The following is a 19,748-nucleotide window of genomic DNA, read 5'->3' as shown; positions in this document are numbered from 1 at the left end:
CGGCACCGAACGATCAACTGGGGCAGGCCGTGTCCCGGCGGCCGCCGAGGTAGGTGGCCCGTTCCAGCGGCGTGAAGCCGCGGTGCTCGGCGGCGCAGATCTTGTCGACGGACTCCTTCGGGTCGAGCAGTGCCAGGTTCCACAGCCGGGCGGTCCCGTCGCTGCTGCCGGTGGCCAGCGTGCGGCCGTCGTGGCTGAAGGCCACGGACCGTACGGGACCGGTGTGTCCGGTGAGGGTGGCCCGCAGCCGTCCGGTGGCCGCGTCCCACAGGCGTACCGTGCCGTCGTCGCTGCCGCTGGCGACCGTGCGGCCGTCGGCGCTGAAGGCCACCGCCCACACCTGGTCGCCGTGGCCGGTCAGCACGTACCGCTGCTTCCCGGTGTCGGTGTTCCACAGCCGTACGGTGCGGTCTTCGCCGCTGCTGGCGAGGGTCCGCCCGTCGGGGCTGAAGGCGAGTGCCTTGACGGTGCTGGTGTGGCCGGTGAGGGTGGCCAGGGTGGTGCCGGTGGCCAGGTCCTGGAGCAGGATCGTCTTGTCGTACGCGCCGGTTGCCAGGGTGTGACCGTCGGGGCTGACGGCGACCGACCACACGGGTTTGGTGTGCCGGGTGGTGAGGGAGCGCCCCTTGCCGGTGGTCGTGTTCCACTGCCGCAACTCGCCGTCGTCGTAACGGGCGATCAGGCTCCGGCCGTCCGGGGTGAAGGAGACCGACCAGACGTTGGCCCTGTAGCGCAGAATCCGGCGGGACGCCCCCGTGCGCACGTCCCACAGACGTACGGTCCCGTCGACGTTGCCCGTGGCCAGGGTGCGGCCGTCCGGGCTGAACGTCACGAACCGTACGGCCGCGGTGCGACCGGCGAGCGTGGCCCGGAGCTTTCCGGTGGCCGGGTTCCACAGACGGGTTCTCCCGTCGTCGCCACCCGTGGCCAAGGTACGGCCGTCGGGGCTGAGGGCCACCGAACGGACGGGCCCGGTACGGCTGTTGAGAATGGCACGGGCCTGCCCGCTGTCCGGCTGCCACAGCCGTGCCGTGCTGTCCTCGCTGCCGGTGGCCAAGGTGCGGCCGTCCGGGCTGAACGCCACCGACGTGACGGAGTCCGTGTGTCCGGTGGTGATGGTCCGGCTCTCGTCGGTGGCCAGGTTCGTCAGCCGCAGCGTCTTGTCGTTCCCGGTGCTGGCCAGAGTGCGGCCGTCCGGGCTGAACGCCACCGCCATCACCGGGCCGGTCTGGCCGGTACGCAGGATGTGGCTCTCGTGCAGCTTGACGGCCTGGCCGTCGCCCGCGACGGTGACGGACCGTACCGGCCACATCCGGACGGTTTTGTCGAACCCGCCGCTGGCGAGCGTCTGTCCGTCGGGTGCGAAGGCCACGGACCGCACGGGTCCGGTGTGGCCGGTCAGCGTGGCCAGCGCGCGGCCGGTGGCCGCGTCCCACAGGCGCGCGGTGCGGTCCTCGCCGCCGGTGGCCAGGAGGTGGCCGTCCGGGCTGAACGCCACCGACCAGACGAGTCCGGTGTGGCCGGTGAGCGTGGCGCGGGTCTTCCCCGAGGCCACGTCCCACAGGCTCACCGTCGCGTCCTCGGCGGCCGCGATCGTACGGCCGTCGGGGCTGAACGCCACCGCCAACACCATGCCCTGGCCGGGGAACCTGGCGCGGACCGTGCCCGAGGCCACGTTCCAGACCTGGACACCGCCCTCCCCGCCGACGGCGATCGTCCGGCCGTCGGGCGCGAACGCCACTGCCACGGGCACACCGTCGGGGTCGGTGAGCGTGGCCCGGATCCGGCCGGTGGCCGTGTCCGACAGCCGTACGGTCCCGTCGTCGCTCGTGGTGGCCAGCGTGCGCCCGTCCGGGCTGAACGCCACCGACCACACCTGGGCGCTGTGTTCGGTGAGGCGGTAGCGCAGCGGCAGGGCGGCAGCCGTGTAGAGGCCGGCGACGGCCTCGACGGTGCGGCTCGTGCGATACGCCTGGACCGCGAGCAGCGCGGCCAGGTCCGGGTTGGTGTCCAGCAACGCCGCGGACTGGGCGGCGAGTTGCCGGGACAGCGCCGTGCGCTGCGCGGTGACGGCACTCTGCCGCTGGGTGAACGCCAGCCCGGCGGCGATGACCGCCAGCACGAGCAGGACGGCCAACCCCGCGACCAGAGAACGCAGTCGGCGAGCCGTACGAGCCGTCACGTGCTGTTCCGCGTCCCGCGCCCTGACACTCGCGGCAAGGAACTCCCGCTCCGACGGCGCGAGTTGGGTGAAACCACCGAGCGCGTTGATGGATTCCTCCGCCGCCGTCAGCCGCGCCCCCCGGTACAACGCACCGGCGTCCCGGTCCAACTGCTCCCAGGCGAGGGCCGCTTCGGTGAGTAGCCGGTGCCGTCGCAGCACCTCACGGTCGCGGTCGATCCATTCGCGCAGTCGCGGCCACGCCGTGATCAGCGCCTCGTGGGCGAGGTCGACGGTGTCGTCGTCGAGGGTGATCAGCCGGGCCCGGGCCAGCCGGTCGAGGACGACGGCCGTGTCGACGGTGCCGCCCGCGTCGAGTTCGGCGCGGTGGGCGGGGCGGCTGGTGTCGTCGCTGTCCTCGCCCGGCACGATCAGCCGCAGCATCACCCGGCGGGCGAGCGCGGCCTCCTCGGGGGAGAGGCTGCCGTAGAGGTCCTCGGCGGTCTGGGTGATCGCGCCCCGGACGCCGCCGGCGGCCTCGTACCCCTTGACGGTCAGCGTGCGGCCGCGGCGGCGGCGCCAGGTCTCCAGGAGCGCGTGGGACATCAGCGGGAGTCCGCCGGGCCGGTCGGACACGTCCGCGACGATCCGGTCGGTCAGGGCGCGCTCCACGGTCAGGCCCTGGGCGGCGGCGGGTTTCACGACGACCTCGCGCAGTTCGTCCGTGCTCATCGGCGCGACGAGCAGGCTCGCACCGCGCAGCGCGTCCGCGAGACCGCGGTGCTCGCCGAGCCGGCCGTAGAGGTCCGCGCGTACCGCGATCACCACCCGCAGTCCGCCGTCGGGCCGGGAGGCCGTCAGCAGCCGGTCGAGGAAGCGGGTGCGCTCGGCGGGGTCCTGGCAGAGCGTGAAGACCTCCTCGAACTGGTCCACGATCACCCACGTGTCCCCGTCCCCCGTGGTCTCGGCGGGGACGAGCGCCCGGGCGTGGGTACGCGCCGGATGCTCGCCGGGCGTGAGGATGCGTACGGCCGACGGGCGGATACCCGGCCAGGCGTCGCCGCGCAGCGCCGGCACCAACCCGGCCCGCAACAGGGACGACTTGCCGCTGCCCGAGGTGCCGACGACGGCCACGAACCGGTTGTCGAGCGCCAACTCCGCGAGATCGGCGACCAGTTGGTCCCGGCCGAAGAAACGGCCGCTGTCGCCCGGTTCGAACCGCGCCAGCCCCCGGTACGGCGCGGCGACCCCCTCCTCGTCCTCGGCCGGCCGCCCGGCCTCCTCCTCGGACGCCTCCCGCCAACGCCGTTCCCACTCACCGGGGTCCGCGCCACAGGCCCGTACATACGCGAGGACGACGGCCAGCGACGGGAGACGTTCACCGGCCGCCGACTCCGACAGCGTGGCCGCGGAGAAGTCGACGCGCTCGGCCATCGCCCGATAGGTGATCCCCCCGGCCTCCCGGCGCAGTTGACGCAACGCGTACGCGAACCGCTGCACCGGCCCGGCCGCGGGATCCAGCGGACTCTCCGGACGCCCCATGCCGTGCCCCCCTCTACGGCCGTCTACGACCATCTACGACGTCACCCGCGGAACCGTGGGCCGGCCGAGCGTCCCGCGTTCCCTCCCCCCAGGGGAACGCGGGACGACCTCCCCCACAGCACCGAGTTCACCGGGCCGTCAGTTGATTGGCAGCCCATTCGGACGCGCCAATCAATGGGAAGTGTCCCGCGGAAAGGGGGAGTTGGACCTCGGCCTTCGCGAGCCCGACTTCCGCCTGCGGGAGACCCGGTCAAGGGGCCTGCCCGGGCGCGGCGTTGCCGATACGCTGACGGGCAGCCATGAACCGGAGGCGGGGCTGGGGGCGGGGGCATGGATCCGCAGAAGCGGTTGTCGGTGGGCGGATACGTCTGCGAACGCGTGCTCGGCCAGGGCGGGCAAGGTGTCGTGTGGCTCGCCCGGGACGGGGCGGGGCGGCAGGCCGTGGTGAAGTTCCTGCTGCCGGGCAAGGAGTACGACGAGGTCGCGCTCGCCCGCGTACGCCGGGAGTTCGGCGCGGCGAGCCGGGTCGGTGAACTCGCCACGGCGCGGGTCCTCGACGCCGACCTGTCCGGGCAACACCCCTACATCATCAGCGAGTTCGTCCCGGGCCCCACGATCCACCAGCATGTGCAGACCACCGGCCCGCTGCGCTCCGGGCGGCTCCAGTCCCTCGCGCTGGCCGTCGCGCACGCGTTGGCGCAGGTGCACCGGGTGGGTGTCGTGCACCGGGACATCAAACCGTCCAACATCCTGCTCTCCCCGGACGGACCGCGGATCATCGACTTCGGTATCGCCCGCGACGACCGCTCGCACGAGTCGGCGCTCACCACACCGGGCGGTGTGCTCGGCTCGCCCGCGTACATGTCGCCCGAACAGGCCAGGTCGCTCCAGGTCACCGGCGCCTCCGACGTGTTCTCCCTCGGCGGCACGCTGTACTTCGCGGCCACCGGGCGGCATCCCTTCGCGGGGGAGAGCGACTACGAGGTGCTCGTCGCCGTGTGCGACGGCGACGCGGATCTCACGGCGGTGCCGGAGCCGGTCCGTTCGGTCATCGCCGACTGTCTGCGCAAGGACCCGGCGCGACGTCCCACCGCCGCCCAGCTAGTCACCCGGTTCGCGGAGGCGGCGGAGGCGGTGGGGGTTGCGGGGGCGGGGGCGGCACCGGCGGGTGTGCGGACGGAGTCGCGTACGGCACCCCCACCGCCCCCGCGAACCGGGAACGGTGACGTGGGCTCCGGCAGAAGCGCCAAGCAGCTGCGGCTGTGGGGGTTCGCGGCAGGCAGCGCCGCTGTGGCGGTGCTGCTCGCCGTCGTGCTCAGCACCACCTCGGGCGGATCGGCGACGGAGGGCGGCCCGCAGCCGCACAGCTCGGGCTCCGCGAGATCCCAACTCCTCTCGTACACCGACGACTTGACCGACTCGGGCGACTGGTCGCACAAGGACCCGGCCCTGGCGAGGATCACGCACCAGGGCGGGACCATGCTGGTGGATCCCGGTCCGGAGCTGGAGGTGTGGCCGCAGGCGCCCTTCGAGCCGTCCTCGTTCGCGGTACGACTGAGCACCCAGACGGAGTGGTACGGGGGCGAGGGCGGGGTCGGACTGTGGTGCAACGGCTCGGGGGACTACGCGAAGGGTTCCCGCTGGGCGACCTATCTGACGACTGATCAGGAGGCGTTGATCGTGCGGGAGTTCAGGTTCAAGGGAAAGTTCCAGCACGACAGGGTCGTCGAGGTCGACCTCGCGGACGTGGGCCTGAAGCTGGCGAGCCGGCGGGAGATCGACATGTCGATGACCTGTTCCGCCGCCGGCCAGGGCCGGATCAAGGTGGGGCTCGCCGTCAACGGTACCTCGGTCGCCTCGTACACCGGCGCGGCCTTCGACGCCCGGGGCTGCGGTGTGGCCGCCTTCCACTACAGCGCGACCGACCCGCAGGGCACGGCGTACCACGCGGGTTTCGAGCGTTTCACCGCGACCGAGCTGTCGGCGGGCTGACGATGTGGCCGGGCAGCCGACGTCGTAGGCGACGCGCTCCTGGCCTCCCTCTCGTCGAACGCTCTCATCAACCCTCACTCGACTCCCCTCTCCTCTCCTTGCGGAATCGGTAGCTCCGCCCGGGCGGAGGGCAGAACGGGTCCATGCACCATGCAAGTCGACAAGGACCCAACAAGTCCCTGGAGGTGGTGACTTGACCGTCATCGTCGGTCTGGTCCATCGCGGGCGTGTCCATATCGCCGGAGACTCCGCGGGCAGCAGCGGGTCGCAGCTCACGATCCGGCGCGATCCGAAGGTCTTCACCAACGGCCCCTATGTACTCGGCTTCACCACCTCGTTCCGTATGGGCCAGCTCCTGCACCACGCGTTCGAGGCCCCCCATCCCAAAGGCGACCTAGCCCGGTTCATGACCACGGGTTTCATCAACGCCGTCCGAACCTGCCTCAAGGACGGCGGCTGGGCCCGCAAGGACTCCGAGCAGGAACAGGCGGGTGTCTTCCTCGTCGGCGTTCACGGCCGTCTCTTCGAGATCCACGGTGACTATCAAGTCGGCGAGCCCGTCGAGGGATACGCCGCCGTGGGCTCCGGGGACGACCTGGCTCTCGGCGCCCTGCACGCCACCGCCCACCTCGGCCTCAAACCACGCGAACGCCTCACCGCGGCCCTGCGCGCCGCCGATCACCACAGCACCTACGTCTCCGCTCCGTACATGTACGTCAAGACACCCCGCTGAACCATTCCCACGGGAGGGACGGAACACGGTGAGCAGTCGGCGCGGAACTCCCTTGCCCTGGTGTCGACTTCGGCCGAGCGGGCCACGGCAAGCACATCGCCCGGGCCGCACTCCTCCAGGGCCTCCCGCGGGTTCGGGCTGCCGCCGCGGACCTCGTCGCCGGTCACCCCGCCGACGGCCGGGATCTCCGCTGTGACCTGCGGTCACCGAGTCCTCGTTCGTCCTCACGGACAACGACGATCATCGGTGGCCGCACGCGTGCCCGGACCCGCCCCACCGCCAGGATCACCACCCACGGCTGCGGCACTACGCGGTGTGGAGGAGTCGCTTCCGCAGCAGGGCGGCGCCGGATTCGGCGAGCCAGTCCGTGAGCGTACGCAGTCCGGGATGGATCACGCGCAGCGCCTCGATGTCGGCGTGCCAGCGCGATCCGGCTGCCCAGCGATCCCGGACCCGGGCGATCTCGGGGTGGAGCGCGGCGGCCTCGGCGTGAGTGATCTGCTCGTAGCGCACCGCGGCACCGGTGACCTCGTTGATCGCGGCAACCGCCTCGGCCGGAGTGGGGGCGTCCCCGGCGAGCTCCAGACTCCGCCCCGCGAACCGGTCCGGCTGGTCGAACGCCAGCGCGGCGAACTCCGCGATGTCCTCCACCGCGATGATCTGGACAGGTTCGTCCCGCGGAAAGACGTGCCGGTGCACACCGCCGGAGATGCCGTCGAGACCCATGGGTGTCGAACCGAGATAGTTCGACATAAACCGAACCGGGCGCAGCACGGTCACCGACCGGATCCGCTCACGCAGGTAGTCCTCGACGCGCTTCTTCTCCTCGGAGCCGCCAGGACGCCCCGGCGTGGACGCCACACCCGTGAACACGACGTGCTCGACGCCCACGGCCGCCGCGGCATCGGTCAGTGCCCGGCCCCGGGCGAACTCCCGCTCCGCGTCGGAGCCGGTCGGCCCGAATGCCACGGGCGGTACCGCGAACAGCGCCGCTGCTCCCTCCAGCGCCGCAGGCAGACCCCGCGAGTCGTCGAAGTCGCCGCGGACGAGCTCGGCCCCGGCCCTTTCGAGTGCCTTGGCGGCAGGCGCGCCCGTGTCCCGCACGAGTGCGCGCACCGGTCTGCCGGCCGCCAGGAGCCGACGCGCGGTGGCGCCGCCCTGGCGGCCGGTCGCCCCGGTCACGACGATCAAGCGGTCAGTGGTCATGTCGTCCTCCGCCTCGGGGTTGTCGGTGGGCACGGTTGAACTCGGCCCGGGGACGATGTGGAATGCTGCACCCGCTTGAGTCCGACGGACAAGGGATTACGTGACATGACCGCAGCTCCCCATGACGTCGGTCGGTCCGATGCCCGCCGTAACCGCGCGAAGGTGCTCGCCGTCGCTTCGCGGGCGTTCGACGAGCACGGCCTGGACGTCTCGCTCGGCGCGATCGCACGGCAGGCGGGAGTTGGCGCGGGCACCGTCTACCGGCACTTCCCCAGCAAGGAGATCCTGCTGGAGGCCGTACTCGTCCAGCAGATCGACAACCAGGTGGACATCGCTCGGCGATGGGCGGCCCGCACCGAGCCTGTCGCGGCGTTCTTCGGCTTCCTGCTGGACGTTGTCGACACCTCCCATGGGTGCAAGCACGTCTGCGACGCCCTGACCACGGAAACCAGCTGGCCGCGCCCCAGCCTGGCCGCGTCGGCGCGACGGTTCCGCCAGGCGCTCGATGAACTGCTCCGCGCGGCCCAGCGGGCCGGCGGGGTCCGCGCCGATGTCAGCGCGGACGATGTCGCCGCGCTCACCGTCGGATGCGCGACGACATGGGCCGCACACCGCGACCGGAACGGCGGTTCCCGCATGGCGCGCCTGGCGCTGGAGAGCCTGCGGAGTCCCGTATCCGTCACGGAAGGGCGGGTGTTTCGTGACGCGCCCGGCACACTTCACGCGGCGCCGCGGTGCGAGGAGTGCGGGGCGAGGCTCCAGGCCCGGTCCACCGGCCGCCCGGCCCGCTACTGCGGAGCGACCTGCCGACAGCGAGCACGTCGCCGCCGCCTCGGACCGGGGAGCTCGACTGAACGCGGAACTTGAGCGGAGTGTCGCTCGCTGCGCCTGCGGGTCGTGCAACATCGCGTGGGCGACGGTGACTTGGTGATTGCCATAACGCGCCCCATCCGCCACCGCTCACCTCCGGGAATGGCCGTAGGCCCGCCCCGGTTGCCACAGCCATGACGACGCGTGCGCCACAGCCCGAGGTTCTGCGATACACCGCCTTCTCCAGCGACCCCGACGGCGGAAACCCCGCCGGTGTCGTCCTGGACGCCGCCGACCTGGACGACAGTGCGATGCTGGCCGTCGCCGCCGAGCTCGGGTACTCGGAGTCCGCGTTCCTGTCCGCGCCCCCGGAGGGCCTCGGCGGTCAGGAGGGGCGGGCGTACAGCATCCGGTACTTCAGCCCCAGGGCCGAGGTGCCGTTCTGCGGGCACGCCACCGTCGCGACCGCCGTGGCGCTCGCCGAGCGGGTGGGCCCGGGGGACCTGGTGTTCGCGACGCGCGCGGGCATCGTGCCGGTGGAGGTGGCCGACGAGGGCGGGGCGCTCCGGGCCACACTCACCAGCGTCGAACCGCACGTCGAGGAGATCACCGGCGCCGACCTCGACGAGGCGCTCGCCGCGCTCGGTTGGCCGAGCACCGATCTAGACCCCGCCTTCCCGCCCCGTATCGCCTTCGCCGGTGCCCGCCACCTCGTTCTCGCGGCGGCGACGCGTGCCCGACTCGCCGATCTCGCCTACGACTTCGCCCGCCTCGAAACCCTGATGCACCAACTGGACCTGACCACCGTCCAGTTGGTGTGGCGCGAGTCGGCCACCGTCTTCCACGTCCGTGATCCCTTCCCCGTCGGCGGCGTCGTCGAGGACCCGGCGACGGGGGCGGCAGCCGCCGCGTTCGGTGCGTACGTGCGTGAACTCGGCCTGGTCCCCGAGGACATCGTCCTCACCCTGCACCAGGGCGAGGACCTGGGCCGCCCCGGCGAACTCACCGTGACGCTGCGCGCGGGCGACCCCCGTGTCCGGGTCGGCGGCGCGGGAACACGTATCGGCTGACCCGTGGAAGAGGGTCCGCGGCCTGTCAGTGGCCCATGGCACGATCCCGGGCATGACATCGATCGACGAACCACTCCTCCTGGAGACGGCCGCCACATACGGCGTACCCACCCCCGTCGTACGGGAGTTGATGGACCAGGCGCGGCCGTGTCTCTACCTGGTGCCGTACAACGAGGTGCCCGAGGCTCGTCGGGAGAACGCCCGTCCCGCCGCGCGGGCGGGCGGACTCCCCGCGCTGCCGGACGGGGTGAACTGGCCCGACGGGAGGGAGCCGTTGGTGCTGAGCGTCGACTGCGCCGCCCTGCCACCCGGCGCCCTGGACATCGAACTGCCCGTCGACGGGCACCTGTTGCTCTTCACCGAGATCGAGTATCCGCCGGAGTCGTCCGTGGTGCTCCACATACCCGCGGGAGTACCCACCACGGAGCGCTCCGCGACGTATGAACTCGACGGTGCGGACGTGCGGTCCAGGGTCTACGAACCGCGCACCCTGTACCCCGTGCCCGGGCTGACCTTCGACGGCGAGTGGCAAGGAGGCCCGCAGACCCGCGCGTTCCTGGACGCGGAGGGTCGGGAGGACGGACCGGAGGACGCGCTGGACGGGTTCGAGGAAGCCGTCCTCGACCTGGCCTTCGGCGGGCACCGCCCCGGTGTCTGCGTGCGGCTCGGCGGACACTCAGACCCGTGGGACATGGCACCGGACGTCGACGATCTCGTGCTCTTCGCGCAGGTGGCCGGGCAGGCGATCGACTACGACGTGTTCACCATGAACCTGATCGTCGGTACACGGGAGGACCTCGCCGCCGGGCGGTACGCCGGGCTCCAGTACGAGCAGCAGTGCTGAGGCACTCGGGCAGCGGTGCTGAGGCACTCCCGGATCTCGCCGAGGCCGACGGTCCGTTCCGGGTGGCTCATCGGGCGACCGCCCCGACGAGGTCGGCGGTCGCGTCCCACAGGCGGCCCGCCAGGGCCGGGTCGAGGCCCGCCTTGCCCGGTTTGCGGAGGGCGGGGAAGCCCCGGAAGCCGCCCGGGCCGTCCGGGCCGACGTAGGAGTTGCCGGGGACGTCCTGGGTCGCGGCGTAGAGGATCGACAGGGCTCCGCGCTCGGGGGCGTTGGTGAGGAACCTGAGCCGGTTGACGACGTTCGAGCGGGAGTGGGCCGCCAGCGAGGTGCGGGCGATGCCCGGGCTGGCGAGGACCGAGCGGACCGGGCTGCCCGCGGCGGTCAGTCGGCGCTGGAGTTCGAGGGAGAACAGGACGACCGCGAGCTTCGACGCCCGGTAGACCTGCATGCCGTTGTGTTTGCGGGTGCGCCAGTCGAGGTCGGTCAGGTCGAGCCTGCCCTGCTTGTGCAGCTCGCTGGTGACGTGCACGACGCGGTCGGTGATGCGGTCGAGCAGCAGGGCGGTCAGTAGGAAGGGGCCGGTGTAGTTGGTGGCCGTCTGTAGGTCGAGGCCGTCGGCGGTGCGCGCGGCGGGGATGTCCATCACGCCGGCGTTGTTGATCAGGAGGTCGAGGTCGCCGGACCAGGCACCGGCGAAGGCGCGTACCGAGGCCAGGTCCGACACGTCGAGCGGGCGGACCTCGAAGGTGCCGGGCAGACCGGCGACGGCACCGCGGGCCTTGCCGGTGTCGCGCACCCCCAGGACGACTCGGGCACCCACGCGGGCGAGTTCGCGTGCGGTGATCAGGCCGAGGCCACGGCCGGCCCCGGTGATCACCACCGTACGGCCGGTCAGGTCCGGAAGGTCGGCGGCGGTCCAACTGGGCATGCTGGTCATGGGACTTGGCTCCGTGGTGAGTGGGGTGTTGCTATGGGTCAACGGCGACCGGTGATCGCATCGCCAGTGAACTCGCCCCGCCTCGGGCGCCGGAAGGACCTCCGCAACCACTGAATGCCAGGTCGTGGCTGAGCCGAGCCGGATGGCCGACGATGAGGACCATGGACCGTACGTTCGACCGCTCGTCCCTCGGCACCTTCCTGCGCACCCGGCGCGCCGCTCTGCAACCGGAGGACGTCGGGCTGCGTCGCGGGCAGCGCAGGCGCGCTCCGGGGCTGCGCCGCGAGGAGGTGGCCGAGCTGTGCACGATGTCCGCCGACTACTTCGCCCGGTTGGAGCGCGGCGACGGGCCGCAGCCCTCGGAGCAGATGCTCGCGGCCATCGCCCGCGGCCTGCGGCTGACCCCGGACGAGCGCGATCACCTGTTCCTGCTCGGCGGGTACCGAACTGCCCATCGTGACCTACGACTTCAGCATGTGAGCCCCGGGCTGATGCGGGTGATGGACGGCCTGGCCGACACCACCGCGCAGGTCATGGGCCCGCTGGGGGAGACGCTGTTGCAGACGCCGTCCGCCGTGGCGCTGCTCGGCGAGCAGACCCGGTACACCGGCAACTCCCGCAGCGCGACCTACCGTTGGTTCACCGATCCGGCCGAGCGTGCGCGCTACGACCCCGAGGACCACGACGACAACAGCCGGACCAACGTCGCTCTGCTGCGCACGGCCGTCACCCGAAACGGGCCCAACTCCCCTGCGGCCGGCCTGGCGGACGTCCTGCGCCGCACCAGCGACGAGTTCGCCCGGCTGTGGGAACGGCACGAGGTGGGCCTGCGCTGGAGCGAGACCAAGCGGTTCGTCCATCCCCAGGTCGGACGGCTGGACCTCTACTGCCAACTCCTCCTGGAGCCGGACCAGGGCCAGTCGCTGCTCATCTTCACGGCCACCCCCGGTACGGAGAGCCACCAGAAACTCGCCCTCCTCACCGTGCTGGGCACCGACAGGTTCACCACCGACGCCGAGTGATCCGGACGATGCGCGCGAGCTGACCCGGCGGACCTCGCCCGACCTGGGCCGATGCGTCAACCCACCCTGCACGTCAGCACTTTCTTCCCCAGCTCTTTCCTTCCGCCGGTGAACCTCGGCGGCTCCTTTCACCTCTACGACGTGTAGTGGAGGTTGCCCCCGGAGCGAACTGCCGACCGACGGGGACGGAGCGAGGAGAAGGACGCCATGGATGACGGTCCCCGTGCCGGCGGTGGTCTCCGGTCGAGGCAGGGCGAGGCGCCCGCCACGGCGGGGCCGCGGTGGGCCCGGCCGCTCACGACCGGACCTGAGGCGCCGCAGCAGCTGCACCGGGGGATGACGCTGATCGCCGCGATCAGCCTGTTCATCGGCACCCGTGACGCCTGGACCAGGGCGATGACATCCCGTCCGGACGTCGCCGGGATCATCTCCGTCTGCTACGCCGGGATCCTGGTCGCGGGCGTCCTGGCCCTCACCACACGCACCCGGCACGCCCTGACCCGGGTGGACGCCGGCGTCCTGCTGCTCGCCGTCGTGCTGGTGCTGTGCGGCTACTGGCTCAACCACGCGGGCACCGACGAGGGCGTGCTCACCGCCCAGGCCGCGAGCCAGATCCTGCACGGACACCCCGTCTACGGCCAGCCCTGGCCGTGGCTCTTCGACTCCTCGTCCGTCGGCATCACCAAGACCATGGCGGGCGGTGCCGACTACACGTACGGCTATCCGCCGCTGACCGCGCTGCTCGCCGCCCCCGTCCACGCCGTGCTCCACTCGACGGCCGCCGCCACCCTCGTCACCACCGGCGCGCTGCTCGCGGGCGCCGTCCTGCTGTGGTGGCTGCTCCCGGCCCCCTGGCGCTCCGGCGCCACCACCGTGTGCCTCGGCTTCGGCTTCCTGCCCGGCTACGCCTACTCCGGGTACCCCGCCGTCCTCGCCCTGGCGCTGCTCATCCCGGTGGTGGTCCGCTGGCCCGACACCGGCGCCGGCGGCCGGCTCGGACTCCCCGGAGCGGCCCAGGCCCTCTGCCTCGGCGCGGCCTGCGCCACCCAACAACTCGCCTGGTTCCTCGCGCCGTTCCTCATCATCGGCCTCTACACCGTCCGCCGCGGCGACCTGGGCCCCCGGCTGGCCCTCGGCATGCTCGCCCGCTACACCGGCATCGCCGCCCTCACCTGGGCCGCGATCAACGCCTACTTCGCCACCCAGGACTTCTCCACGTGGCTGCACGGCCTCCTGCTCCCGCTCACCCAGAAGGCGATCCTGCACGGCCAGGGCCTCATGGGGATCTCGTACTACTTCACCGCGGGCAGCAGGAACCTCGACTACTACTCCTACGGCAGCCTGCTGCTCCTGTTCGGCCTGCTCGCCGCCACGCTGCTCTTCGTGCGACGGCTGGGCCCGGCGATCACCGTGCTGCCCTGGCTGAGCTTCTATCTGGCCACCCGGTCCCAGGACGGCTACTTCCTGATGATGACCCCGCTGTGGCTCGCGGCGGCGGCCACCGTCCCCGCCTCCGCGTTCGCCTCGGCCTGGCAGCCCCGCATCCCGCACCTGACCGGCCACCGGGCCAAGGCCGTCCTCGCGGTGGCGCTCGTCACACCCGCCGTGGTGTGCGCGACGGTTGCCGCGGTCAGTGCGCCGCCGCTGCGGATGAACGTCACACCGAGCTTCGCGGAGCGGGCCGGCCACCGGGACATCACCGGTCTCGCGGTCCGGGTCGTCAACATCACCGGCACCCGGCTCACCCTCCACTTCGCCAGCCGCCTCGGACAGGGCGCCTCCGACTGGTGGACCGCCTCCGACGGACCGGCGACCCTCGCCCCGCACGCCTCCGCGACGTACGACGTGAAGCCGCCCGGAGGGGTCCGGCGGGTGCCGGGCGGGTCGCATCCCCGCTTCTACCTCATCGCCGTGACCGGTACCCCGATGACCATCACCACCGCACGGATTCCGATCAGTTGACCGAGTTTGACGTAAAAGGATATCCCGTAAATGAGAAAGGCCCTGCGGAGTTCTCATCTGAGATTGTTATATTGCGCAACCACGCAAGAGAGGTGGGAACCCTGCCTCGCCCGACCCGACACGGCCGCGCGCCCCTGGCCGCAGCATCGAACGGCCTGAACGGCCCGACCGTACGTGGGAGTGCCAGATGACCGACCTCGGGGAGGGCCCCGTGGGACACGCCACGCGCAGCCGCACACGAGGGGTGCCCAGACCGCGTGCGGGGGAGGCGGACGAGCCGCTGCCCACCGGCGGCCGGGCCGCCTCCCGCGCCGCGGCCCGGCAGGCCCCGCGCGGCGGATCCCGCGCGCGCGGCCGCACCGCCTCGCGCCGCCGCGTCAAGCAAGCTCCGCGCGGCAGGCGGGTGCTGAAGTTCAGCGCGATATCCCTGTCGGTCGTGATCATGGCGACCGCGGGTGTCGGCTGGTGGTTCTACGAGCACCTGAACGGCAACATCAACAGCGTCCCGATCGACGACGGCGCGGGCGGCAAGGAGAAGGCCGACGCCTTCGGCCGTACGCCGATCAACCTCCTGGTGATGGGCAGCGACGCCCGGTCCAGCGCGACCGACTGCAAGCTCGGCGGCGGCTGCTCGACCACCGGTGTGCAGTCCGGGAACGGCAACGCGGACGTCGAGATGGTGGTGCACATCTCCGCCGACCGCTCGAACGCCACCGTGATGAGCATCCCGCGCGACACCATGACCCAGGTCCCCGCCTGCAAGGACACGGGCAGCGGCCAGTCGACGGCCGGCTACTACGGCCAGATCAACAGCGCGCTGCAGTACGGCCAGGAGTGCCAGGTCAAGACCGTGCACGCGCTCACCGGCATCACCATCGACCACTTCGTGCAGATGGACTTCTCCGGCGTGGTGAAGATGTCCGACGCGGTCGGCGGCGTCTCGGTGTGCGTGAACGCCGACGTCTACGACACCTACTCGCACCTGAAGCTCGCCAAGGGCACCCACACTCTCAAGGGCACCGCGGCGCTCGAGTTCGTCCGCTCCCGGCACGGCTTCGGCGACGGCAGCGACCTGGGCCGTACGGTCTCCCAGCACCTGTTCCTGAGCGCGATGATCCGCAAGTTCAAGAGCGCCGGCACCCTCACCGACCCCACGGCGGTCTACAACCTCGCCGACGCCGCCACCAAGGCGCTCACCGTGGACACGGGCCTCGGCACCGTCAAGAAGCTCATCGGGCTCGCCGCGGACCTCGACAAGGTCCCCACGAAGCGCATGACGTTCACCACGATGCAGACCGGCGCCGACCCGGACAACGCCGACCGGGTCGTGCCCGCGACGGCGGCGAAGAGCCTGTTCGCGACCATCGCCAACGACCAGTCGCTGACCACGTCCGCCGGGAAGAAGTCCTCGGCGGCCACCGCGACCGCCACGGCGGCGGTCGTACCCGCGGCGCAGATCGCCGTGACGGTGGAGAACGGCACCAGCATCAGCGGGCGCGCCTCCACGGTCGCGACCTCCTTGATCAACGGCGGCTTCAGCTCCGACACCACGACCGGCAACGCCGGCGTCAGCGCGACCACGACCACCCTCACCTACGGCTCCGGACAGAAGGCCCAGGCCCAGACGGTGGCGAACGCGATCGGCCTCTCCTCCTCGCACCTCAAGCAGGGCACCAGCACCGGCCTGACCCTGGTGATCGGCACGGACTGGCCCAGCGGCACGACGTACCCCGGCGCCACCTCGTCCCCGGCCCCCGCCGACACCAAGGCGGCCACCTCCAACGCCCAGGCCTCGACCGCCGACCAGTCGAAGTCCTGCGCCAAGGTCAGCACGTACAAGACGGTCAGCCTGAACGGCGTCGCGATGACCCCGACCCAGGCGTACCGGCTGGCGACGAACAAGAAGGACTCGGCGTCCTGACGGGCGCTATACGACGCGCTCGGCGGTCCAGGTGATGTGCGGGGGATCCACCCGCGCGCACAACGGGCCGCCGTTCGCGTCGGTCAGCCCGAGCCGCCCGACCAGCAGACCATCGGCCGCGGCGGCGGCCAGGACGTCCTCGGGCACCGAGTCCAGCATGAGCTTGGCGCGCCGGAACATCGTGAAGACACCGGCCGCGTCGACCGTCCCCCACGACAGATAGACGAACCGCAGACCCATCCGGTGCTGCACATAGGGCCCGGTGACCACGATGCCGTCCGGCGTGGCCTCCGCCGCGCACTCCAGCGTCCAGGTCGCGGACGCGGCGTCCCCCGGCTGCGGGTCGAGGAGTTCGGCCGGCCGGTCCCGGCGCTGTACGGCGACATGGACGTCGTCGTACGTCGAGAAGGGCTTGTCGGCGGGGGCGGGGAAGGTACGGCCGGGCAGGTCGACGGCGTCGATGCGGAGGTGCATACGGGCCATCATGCAGGGTCCGCCCTCCGTACCCTCAGTCGACCAAGGGGAAGTGGCAGGCGGTGTGCCGCCCGGAGGCCGTCACCGTCAGCCGGGGCCGCTCCACGGCACAGCGCTCCTGCGCGTACGGGCAGCGAGTCCGGAACGGGCACCCCGTCGGCTTGTCCACCGGGTTGGGCACCTCACCGGTGAGCACGATCCGCTCCCGGGCGACCTCATCGGTGAACGTGCCGTCGTCGATGTCCGGTACGGCCGACAGCAGCGCCTGCGTGTACGGATGAGCCGGCTCCTTGTACAGGGCCTCCGTCTCGCCGAGTTCGACGATCTCACCGAGATACATGACCGCGATCCGGTCCGACACATGCCGGACCACCCCGAGGTCGTGCGCGATGAACACGTAGGTGAGCGCGAACTCCTCCTGCAGATCGGCGAACAGGTTCAACACCTGCGCCTGGATGGACACATCGAGCGCGGACACCGGTTCGTCGGCGACGATCAGCTTGGGGTTGGTCGCCAACGCCCGCGCGATCCCGATGCGTTGCCGCTGCCCGCCGGAGAACTCGTGCGGATACCGGTCCAGATGGGCCGCCGCCAGCCCTACGACGTCGAAGAGCTCGGCGACCCGACGGCGCACGGCGGCCCCGTCGCCGTACCGGTGCACGAGCAGCGGCTCCGCCACGATGTCCCCGGCGCGACGGCGGGGGTTGAGTGAGGCCTGCGGATCCTGGAACACCAGTTGCATCCCCGGCCGTACGGGACGCAGTCGGCGCGTGGACAGCGTGCTGATGTCCCGGCCGTCGAACTCGACCCGACCGCCGGTGAGTTCGGTGAGCCGGACCAGACAGCGGCCCAGCGTGGACTTGCCGCAGCCCGACTCGCCGACGATGCCGAGCGTCTCCCCGCCGCGCACCTCCAACGACACACCGTCCACGGCACGGAGTACTTTGCGGTGCCGGGAGAACCCGTCGGCACGCAGGGGGTAGTGCTTGGTCACGTCCGAGGCGCGCAGCAGCACCTCTGCCGATGTTGTTGACGCGCTCACGGTGTCGCCTCTCGTTCCAGGTCCGGTACGTCCGTCGCCGCCGACCGGGAGGTCAGGCGCAGCGAGGCGCGGTCGTCGTCGGGCAGCCAGCAGGCGTCGCGGTGCGCGTCGGCACCGGAGCCGAAGTCGGTGCCGGCCGAGCCGATCGACAGAGCCGGCCGCTCCTCGCACCGTTCGTGCCGCAGCCGGCACCGAGGTGCGAACGCGCACCCCTCGGGCAGACTTCCCGGCGCCACCGGCATCCCCGCGATCGTGGGCAGCCGCCGCAGCCTGGGCCCGCCGACGCGCGGTACCGAGTCGAGCAGCCCCCAGGTGTACGGGTGCCGCGGTCCGTGGAACACCGCCCGGCGCGGCCCCTCCTCGGCCGCCCGGCCGCCGTACATCACCAGGACCCGGTCGGCGATCTGCGAGATCACGCCCATGTCGTGGGTGATGAGGACGACGGCCGAACCCTGTGCGTTCAACTCCCGCATCAGATCCAGGATTTGAGCCTGGACCGTCACGTCCAGCGCCGTGGTCGGCTCGTCGGCGATCAGCAGCGCGGGGCCGCAGGACAGGGCCATCGCGATGACCGCGCGCTGCCGCATGCCGCCGGAGAACTCGTGTGGGTAGGCGTTCGCGCGCGAGGCCGCGTCGGGGATGCCGACATCGGAGAGGAGGCTGACGGCACGCGTGTGGGCCTCCTTGCGGGACACCTTCTCGTGCGCCCGGATCTGCTCGGCGATCTGCCAGCCCACGGTGTACACGGGGGTGAGCGCGGTCATCGGGTCCTGGAAGACCATGGCGATCTCCCGGCCCCGTACCGCCCGCATCTCCTTGTCGGGGAGTGCGAGCAAGTCCCGGCCACGGAACCGGACTTCGCCCTCGACGGTGACGTTCGGACTGGTCAGCAGGCGCAGTACGGCGAGCATCGAGACGCTCTTGCCGGAGCCCGACTCGCCCACCACGCCCAGGATCTCACCGGGCGACACCGAGAAGGACAGGCCGTCGACCACGGTGACGGAGCCTCGGCGGGTGCGGAAAGACACCCTCAAGTCACGTACGTCCAGCAGGGGTTGGTCAGGCATGGCGGGCCCTCGGGTCGAGTCGGGCGTACAGGATGTCCACCAGCGCGTTGGCGAGGACCACGAAGAACGCCGCGTACAGGACGGTGCCCATGATCACGGGCAGGTCCAGGTTCTGCAGGGCGTCGAAGGTGAGCTTGCCGATGCCGGGGAGGCCGAAGACGACCTCGGTGAGCAACGCGGCGCCGCCCACGAGCGCGCCGAAGTCCAGGCCGAACAGCGACACGATCGGGATCAGCGAGCAGCGCAGGGCGTGCCGGATCAGGATGCGCCGCTCGGAGAGGCCCTTGGCGCGCGCGGTACGGACGTAGTCCTCGTTCAGGGCGCTGACGACCTCGCCGCGCAGCAGCCGGGCGTAGATCCCGGCGTACAGCAGCGCGAGGGTCAGCCAGGGGAAGAGCAGGTGCAGGGCCCACTGGCCGGGGTCGTGGCTCAGGTCGACGTAGCCCGGCGGTGGCACCCAGGAGAAGACCGAACTGTGCAGCTGCTTCTGGGTGATGAGGTTGACGACCTCGCCGAGCCAGTAGGCCGGCAGCGAGACCCCGACCACACCGACGAGCATGATCAGCGGGTCGGCCGCCTTGCCGCGCAGAGCCGCCGCGGCCGTGCCCATGATGATGCCGGCGGCCATCCAGATCAGCGCGGCGCCGATGACGAGCGACAGGGTCACCGGGGTGGCCTGCACGATCTGCGGGATGACACGGGAGCCGCGGTTGACGAACGACTCCAGGTCACGGTCGATCAGCAGGTGCCGCATCATCAGCAAGTAGCGGATGGGCATCGGGCGGTCGAGGCCGAAGGAGTGCCGGACCTGGGCGAGCGTGGCCGGGTCGGCGTTGCGCCCGGCGATGCGCGCGGCGGGGTCAACTCCCGGTGTGGCGAAGAAGATCAGGAAGACCAGCACACTGATCGCGAACATCACCAGCAGGGCGGACCCGAAGCGTTTGACGATGAACCGGAGCATGAGC

At 71.5% G+C, this 19,748-nt stretch carries 15 protein-coding genes; 8 read left to right on the top strand and 7 right to left on the bottom strand.

The features are described 5' to 3' along the window. Positions 1-13 precede the first annotated feature (13 nt). Entirely contained in the window at positions 14-3,703 is a 3,690-nt protein-coding gene (locus OG588_RS05175; RefSeq protein ID WP_405946226.1) for a helix-turn-helix domain-containing protein, read from the bottom strand. A 330-nt stretch (positions 3,704-4,033) separates the two neighbouring features. Between OG588_RS05175 and OG588_RS05170 the strand changes: the two genes are divergently transcribed. Together OG588_RS05170 and OG588_RS05165 are read left to right on the top strand one after the other, a co-directional pair. Beyond that, entirely contained in the window at positions 4,034-5,695 is a 1,662-nt protein-coding gene (locus OG588_RS05170) for a serine/threonine-protein kinase (protein WP_405946225.1), read from the top strand. A gap of 193 nt (positions 5,696-5,888) precedes the next feature. After that, on the top strand, positions 5,889-6,428 hold the full coding sequence (locus OG588_RS05165; protein ID WP_405946224.1) for a hypothetical protein: 540 nt from the start codon (positions 5,889-5,891) through the stop codon (positions 6,426-6,428). 306 nt (positions 6,429-6,734) lie between these two features. Here OG588_RS05165 and OG588_RS05160 read toward each other — a convergent pair whose 3' ends face one another. Continuing rightward, positions 6,735-7,634 (bottom strand): NmrA/HSCARG family protein, encoded by a 900-nt coding sequence (locus tag OG588_RS05160; protein ID WP_405946223.1) that lies wholly within the window; start codon positions 7,632-7,634, stop codon positions 6,735-6,737. Positions 7,635-7,739: 105 nt separating this feature from the next. On the opposite strand from OG588_RS05160, the gene OG588_RS05155 reads away from it, so the two are divergent. The 3 genes from OG588_RS05155 to OG588_RS05145 all read left to right on the top strand — a co-directional run bounded on the left by OG588_RS05155 (position 7,740) and on the right by OG588_RS05145 (position 10,358). Next, the gene (locus OG588_RS05155) at positions 7,740-8,501 is read left to right on the top strand and encodes a TetR/AcrR family transcriptional regulator (protein WP_405946222.1); all 762 of its coding nucleotides are present in this window, start codon (positions 7,740-7,742) and stop codon (positions 8,499-8,501) included. A 137-nt stretch (positions 8,502-8,638) separates the two neighbouring features. Further along, the gene (locus OG588_RS05150; RefSeq protein WP_405946221.1) at positions 8,639-9,514 is read left to right on the top strand and encodes a PhzF family phenazine biosynthesis protein; all 876 of its coding nucleotides are present in this window, start codon (positions 8,639-8,641) and stop codon (positions 9,512-9,514) included. A 52-nt stretch (positions 9,515-9,566) separates the two neighbouring features. After that, positions 9,567-10,358 (top strand): DUF1963 domain-containing protein, encoded by a 792-nt coding sequence (locus tag OG588_RS05145; protein WP_405946220.1) that lies wholly within the window; start codon positions 9,567-9,569, stop codon positions 10,356-10,358. Between the two features lie 67 nt (positions 10,359-10,425). Here OG588_RS05145 and OG588_RS05140 read toward each other — a convergent pair whose 3' ends face one another. Further along, complete coding sequence (locus OG588_RS05140) at positions 10,426-11,295, bottom strand: SDR family NAD(P)-dependent oxidoreductase (protein WP_405946219.1); 870 nt, start codon at positions 11,293-11,295, stop codon at positions 10,426-10,428. 152 nt (positions 11,296-11,447) lie between these two features. On the opposite strand from OG588_RS05140, the gene OG588_RS05135 reads away from it, so the two are divergent. From OG588_RS05135 to OG588_RS05125, 3 genes are all read left to right on the top strand, one after another. Beyond that, on the top strand, positions 11,448-12,317 hold the full coding sequence (locus OG588_RS05135) for a helix-turn-helix transcriptional regulator (protein WP_405946218.1): 870 nt from the start codon (positions 11,448-11,450) through the stop codon (positions 12,315-12,317). 207 nt (positions 12,318-12,524) lie between these two features. Next, on the top strand, positions 12,525-14,279 hold the full coding sequence (locus OG588_RS05130) for a hypothetical protein (protein WP_405946217.1): 1,755 nt from the start codon (positions 12,525-12,527) through the stop codon (positions 14,277-14,279). Between the two features lie 187 nt (positions 14,280-14,466). Then, complete coding sequence (locus OG588_RS05125; RefSeq protein WP_405946216.1) at positions 14,467-16,200, top strand: LCP family protein; 1,734 nt, start codon at positions 14,467-14,469, stop codon at positions 16,198-16,200. A 6-nt stretch (positions 16,201-16,206) separates the two neighbouring features. Here the strand turns inward: OG588_RS05125 and OG588_RS05120 are convergent, their stop codons facing one another. From OG588_RS05120 to OG588_RS05105, 4 genes are read right to left on the bottom strand one after another with little or no spacing between them, the layout of a single operon-like run. Then, positions 16,207-16,674, bottom strand: coding sequence for a DUF5990 family protein (locus tag OG588_RS05120; RefSeq protein WP_405946215.1), 468 nt, complete (start codon positions 16,672-16,674; stop codon positions 16,207-16,209). A gap of 34 nt (positions 16,675-16,708) precedes the next feature. After that, complete coding sequence (locus OG588_RS05115; RefSeq protein ID WP_405953054.1) at positions 16,709-17,689, bottom strand: ABC transporter ATP-binding protein; 981 nt, start codon at positions 17,687-17,689, stop codon at positions 16,709-16,711. A 23-nt stretch (positions 17,690-17,712) separates the two neighbouring features. After that, positions 17,713-18,783, bottom strand: coding sequence for an ABC transporter ATP-binding protein (locus OG588_RS05110; protein ID WP_405946214.1), 1,071 nt, complete (start codon positions 18,781-18,783; stop codon positions 17,713-17,715). Then, positions 18,776-19,744 (bottom strand): ABC transporter permease, encoded by a 969-nt coding sequence (locus OG588_RS05105; RefSeq protein ID WP_405946213.1) that lies wholly within the window; start codon positions 19,742-19,744, stop codon positions 18,776-18,778. Before OG588_RS05105 ends, OG588_RS05110 begins: the two co-directional genes overlap by 8 nt. Positions 19,745-19,748: the final 4 nt, after the last annotated feature.

Origin of the sequence: Streptomyces prunicolor (assembly GCF_045162825.1) — a bacterium.
In the GTDB taxonomy this organism is placed as follows: domain Bacteria; phylum Actinomycetota; class Actinomycetes; order Streptomycetales; family Streptomycetaceae; genus Streptomyces; species Streptomyces prunicolor.
Note: the sequence above shows the minus strand (reverse complement) of the source record. Positions and strands in the feature narration are given on the sequence as shown.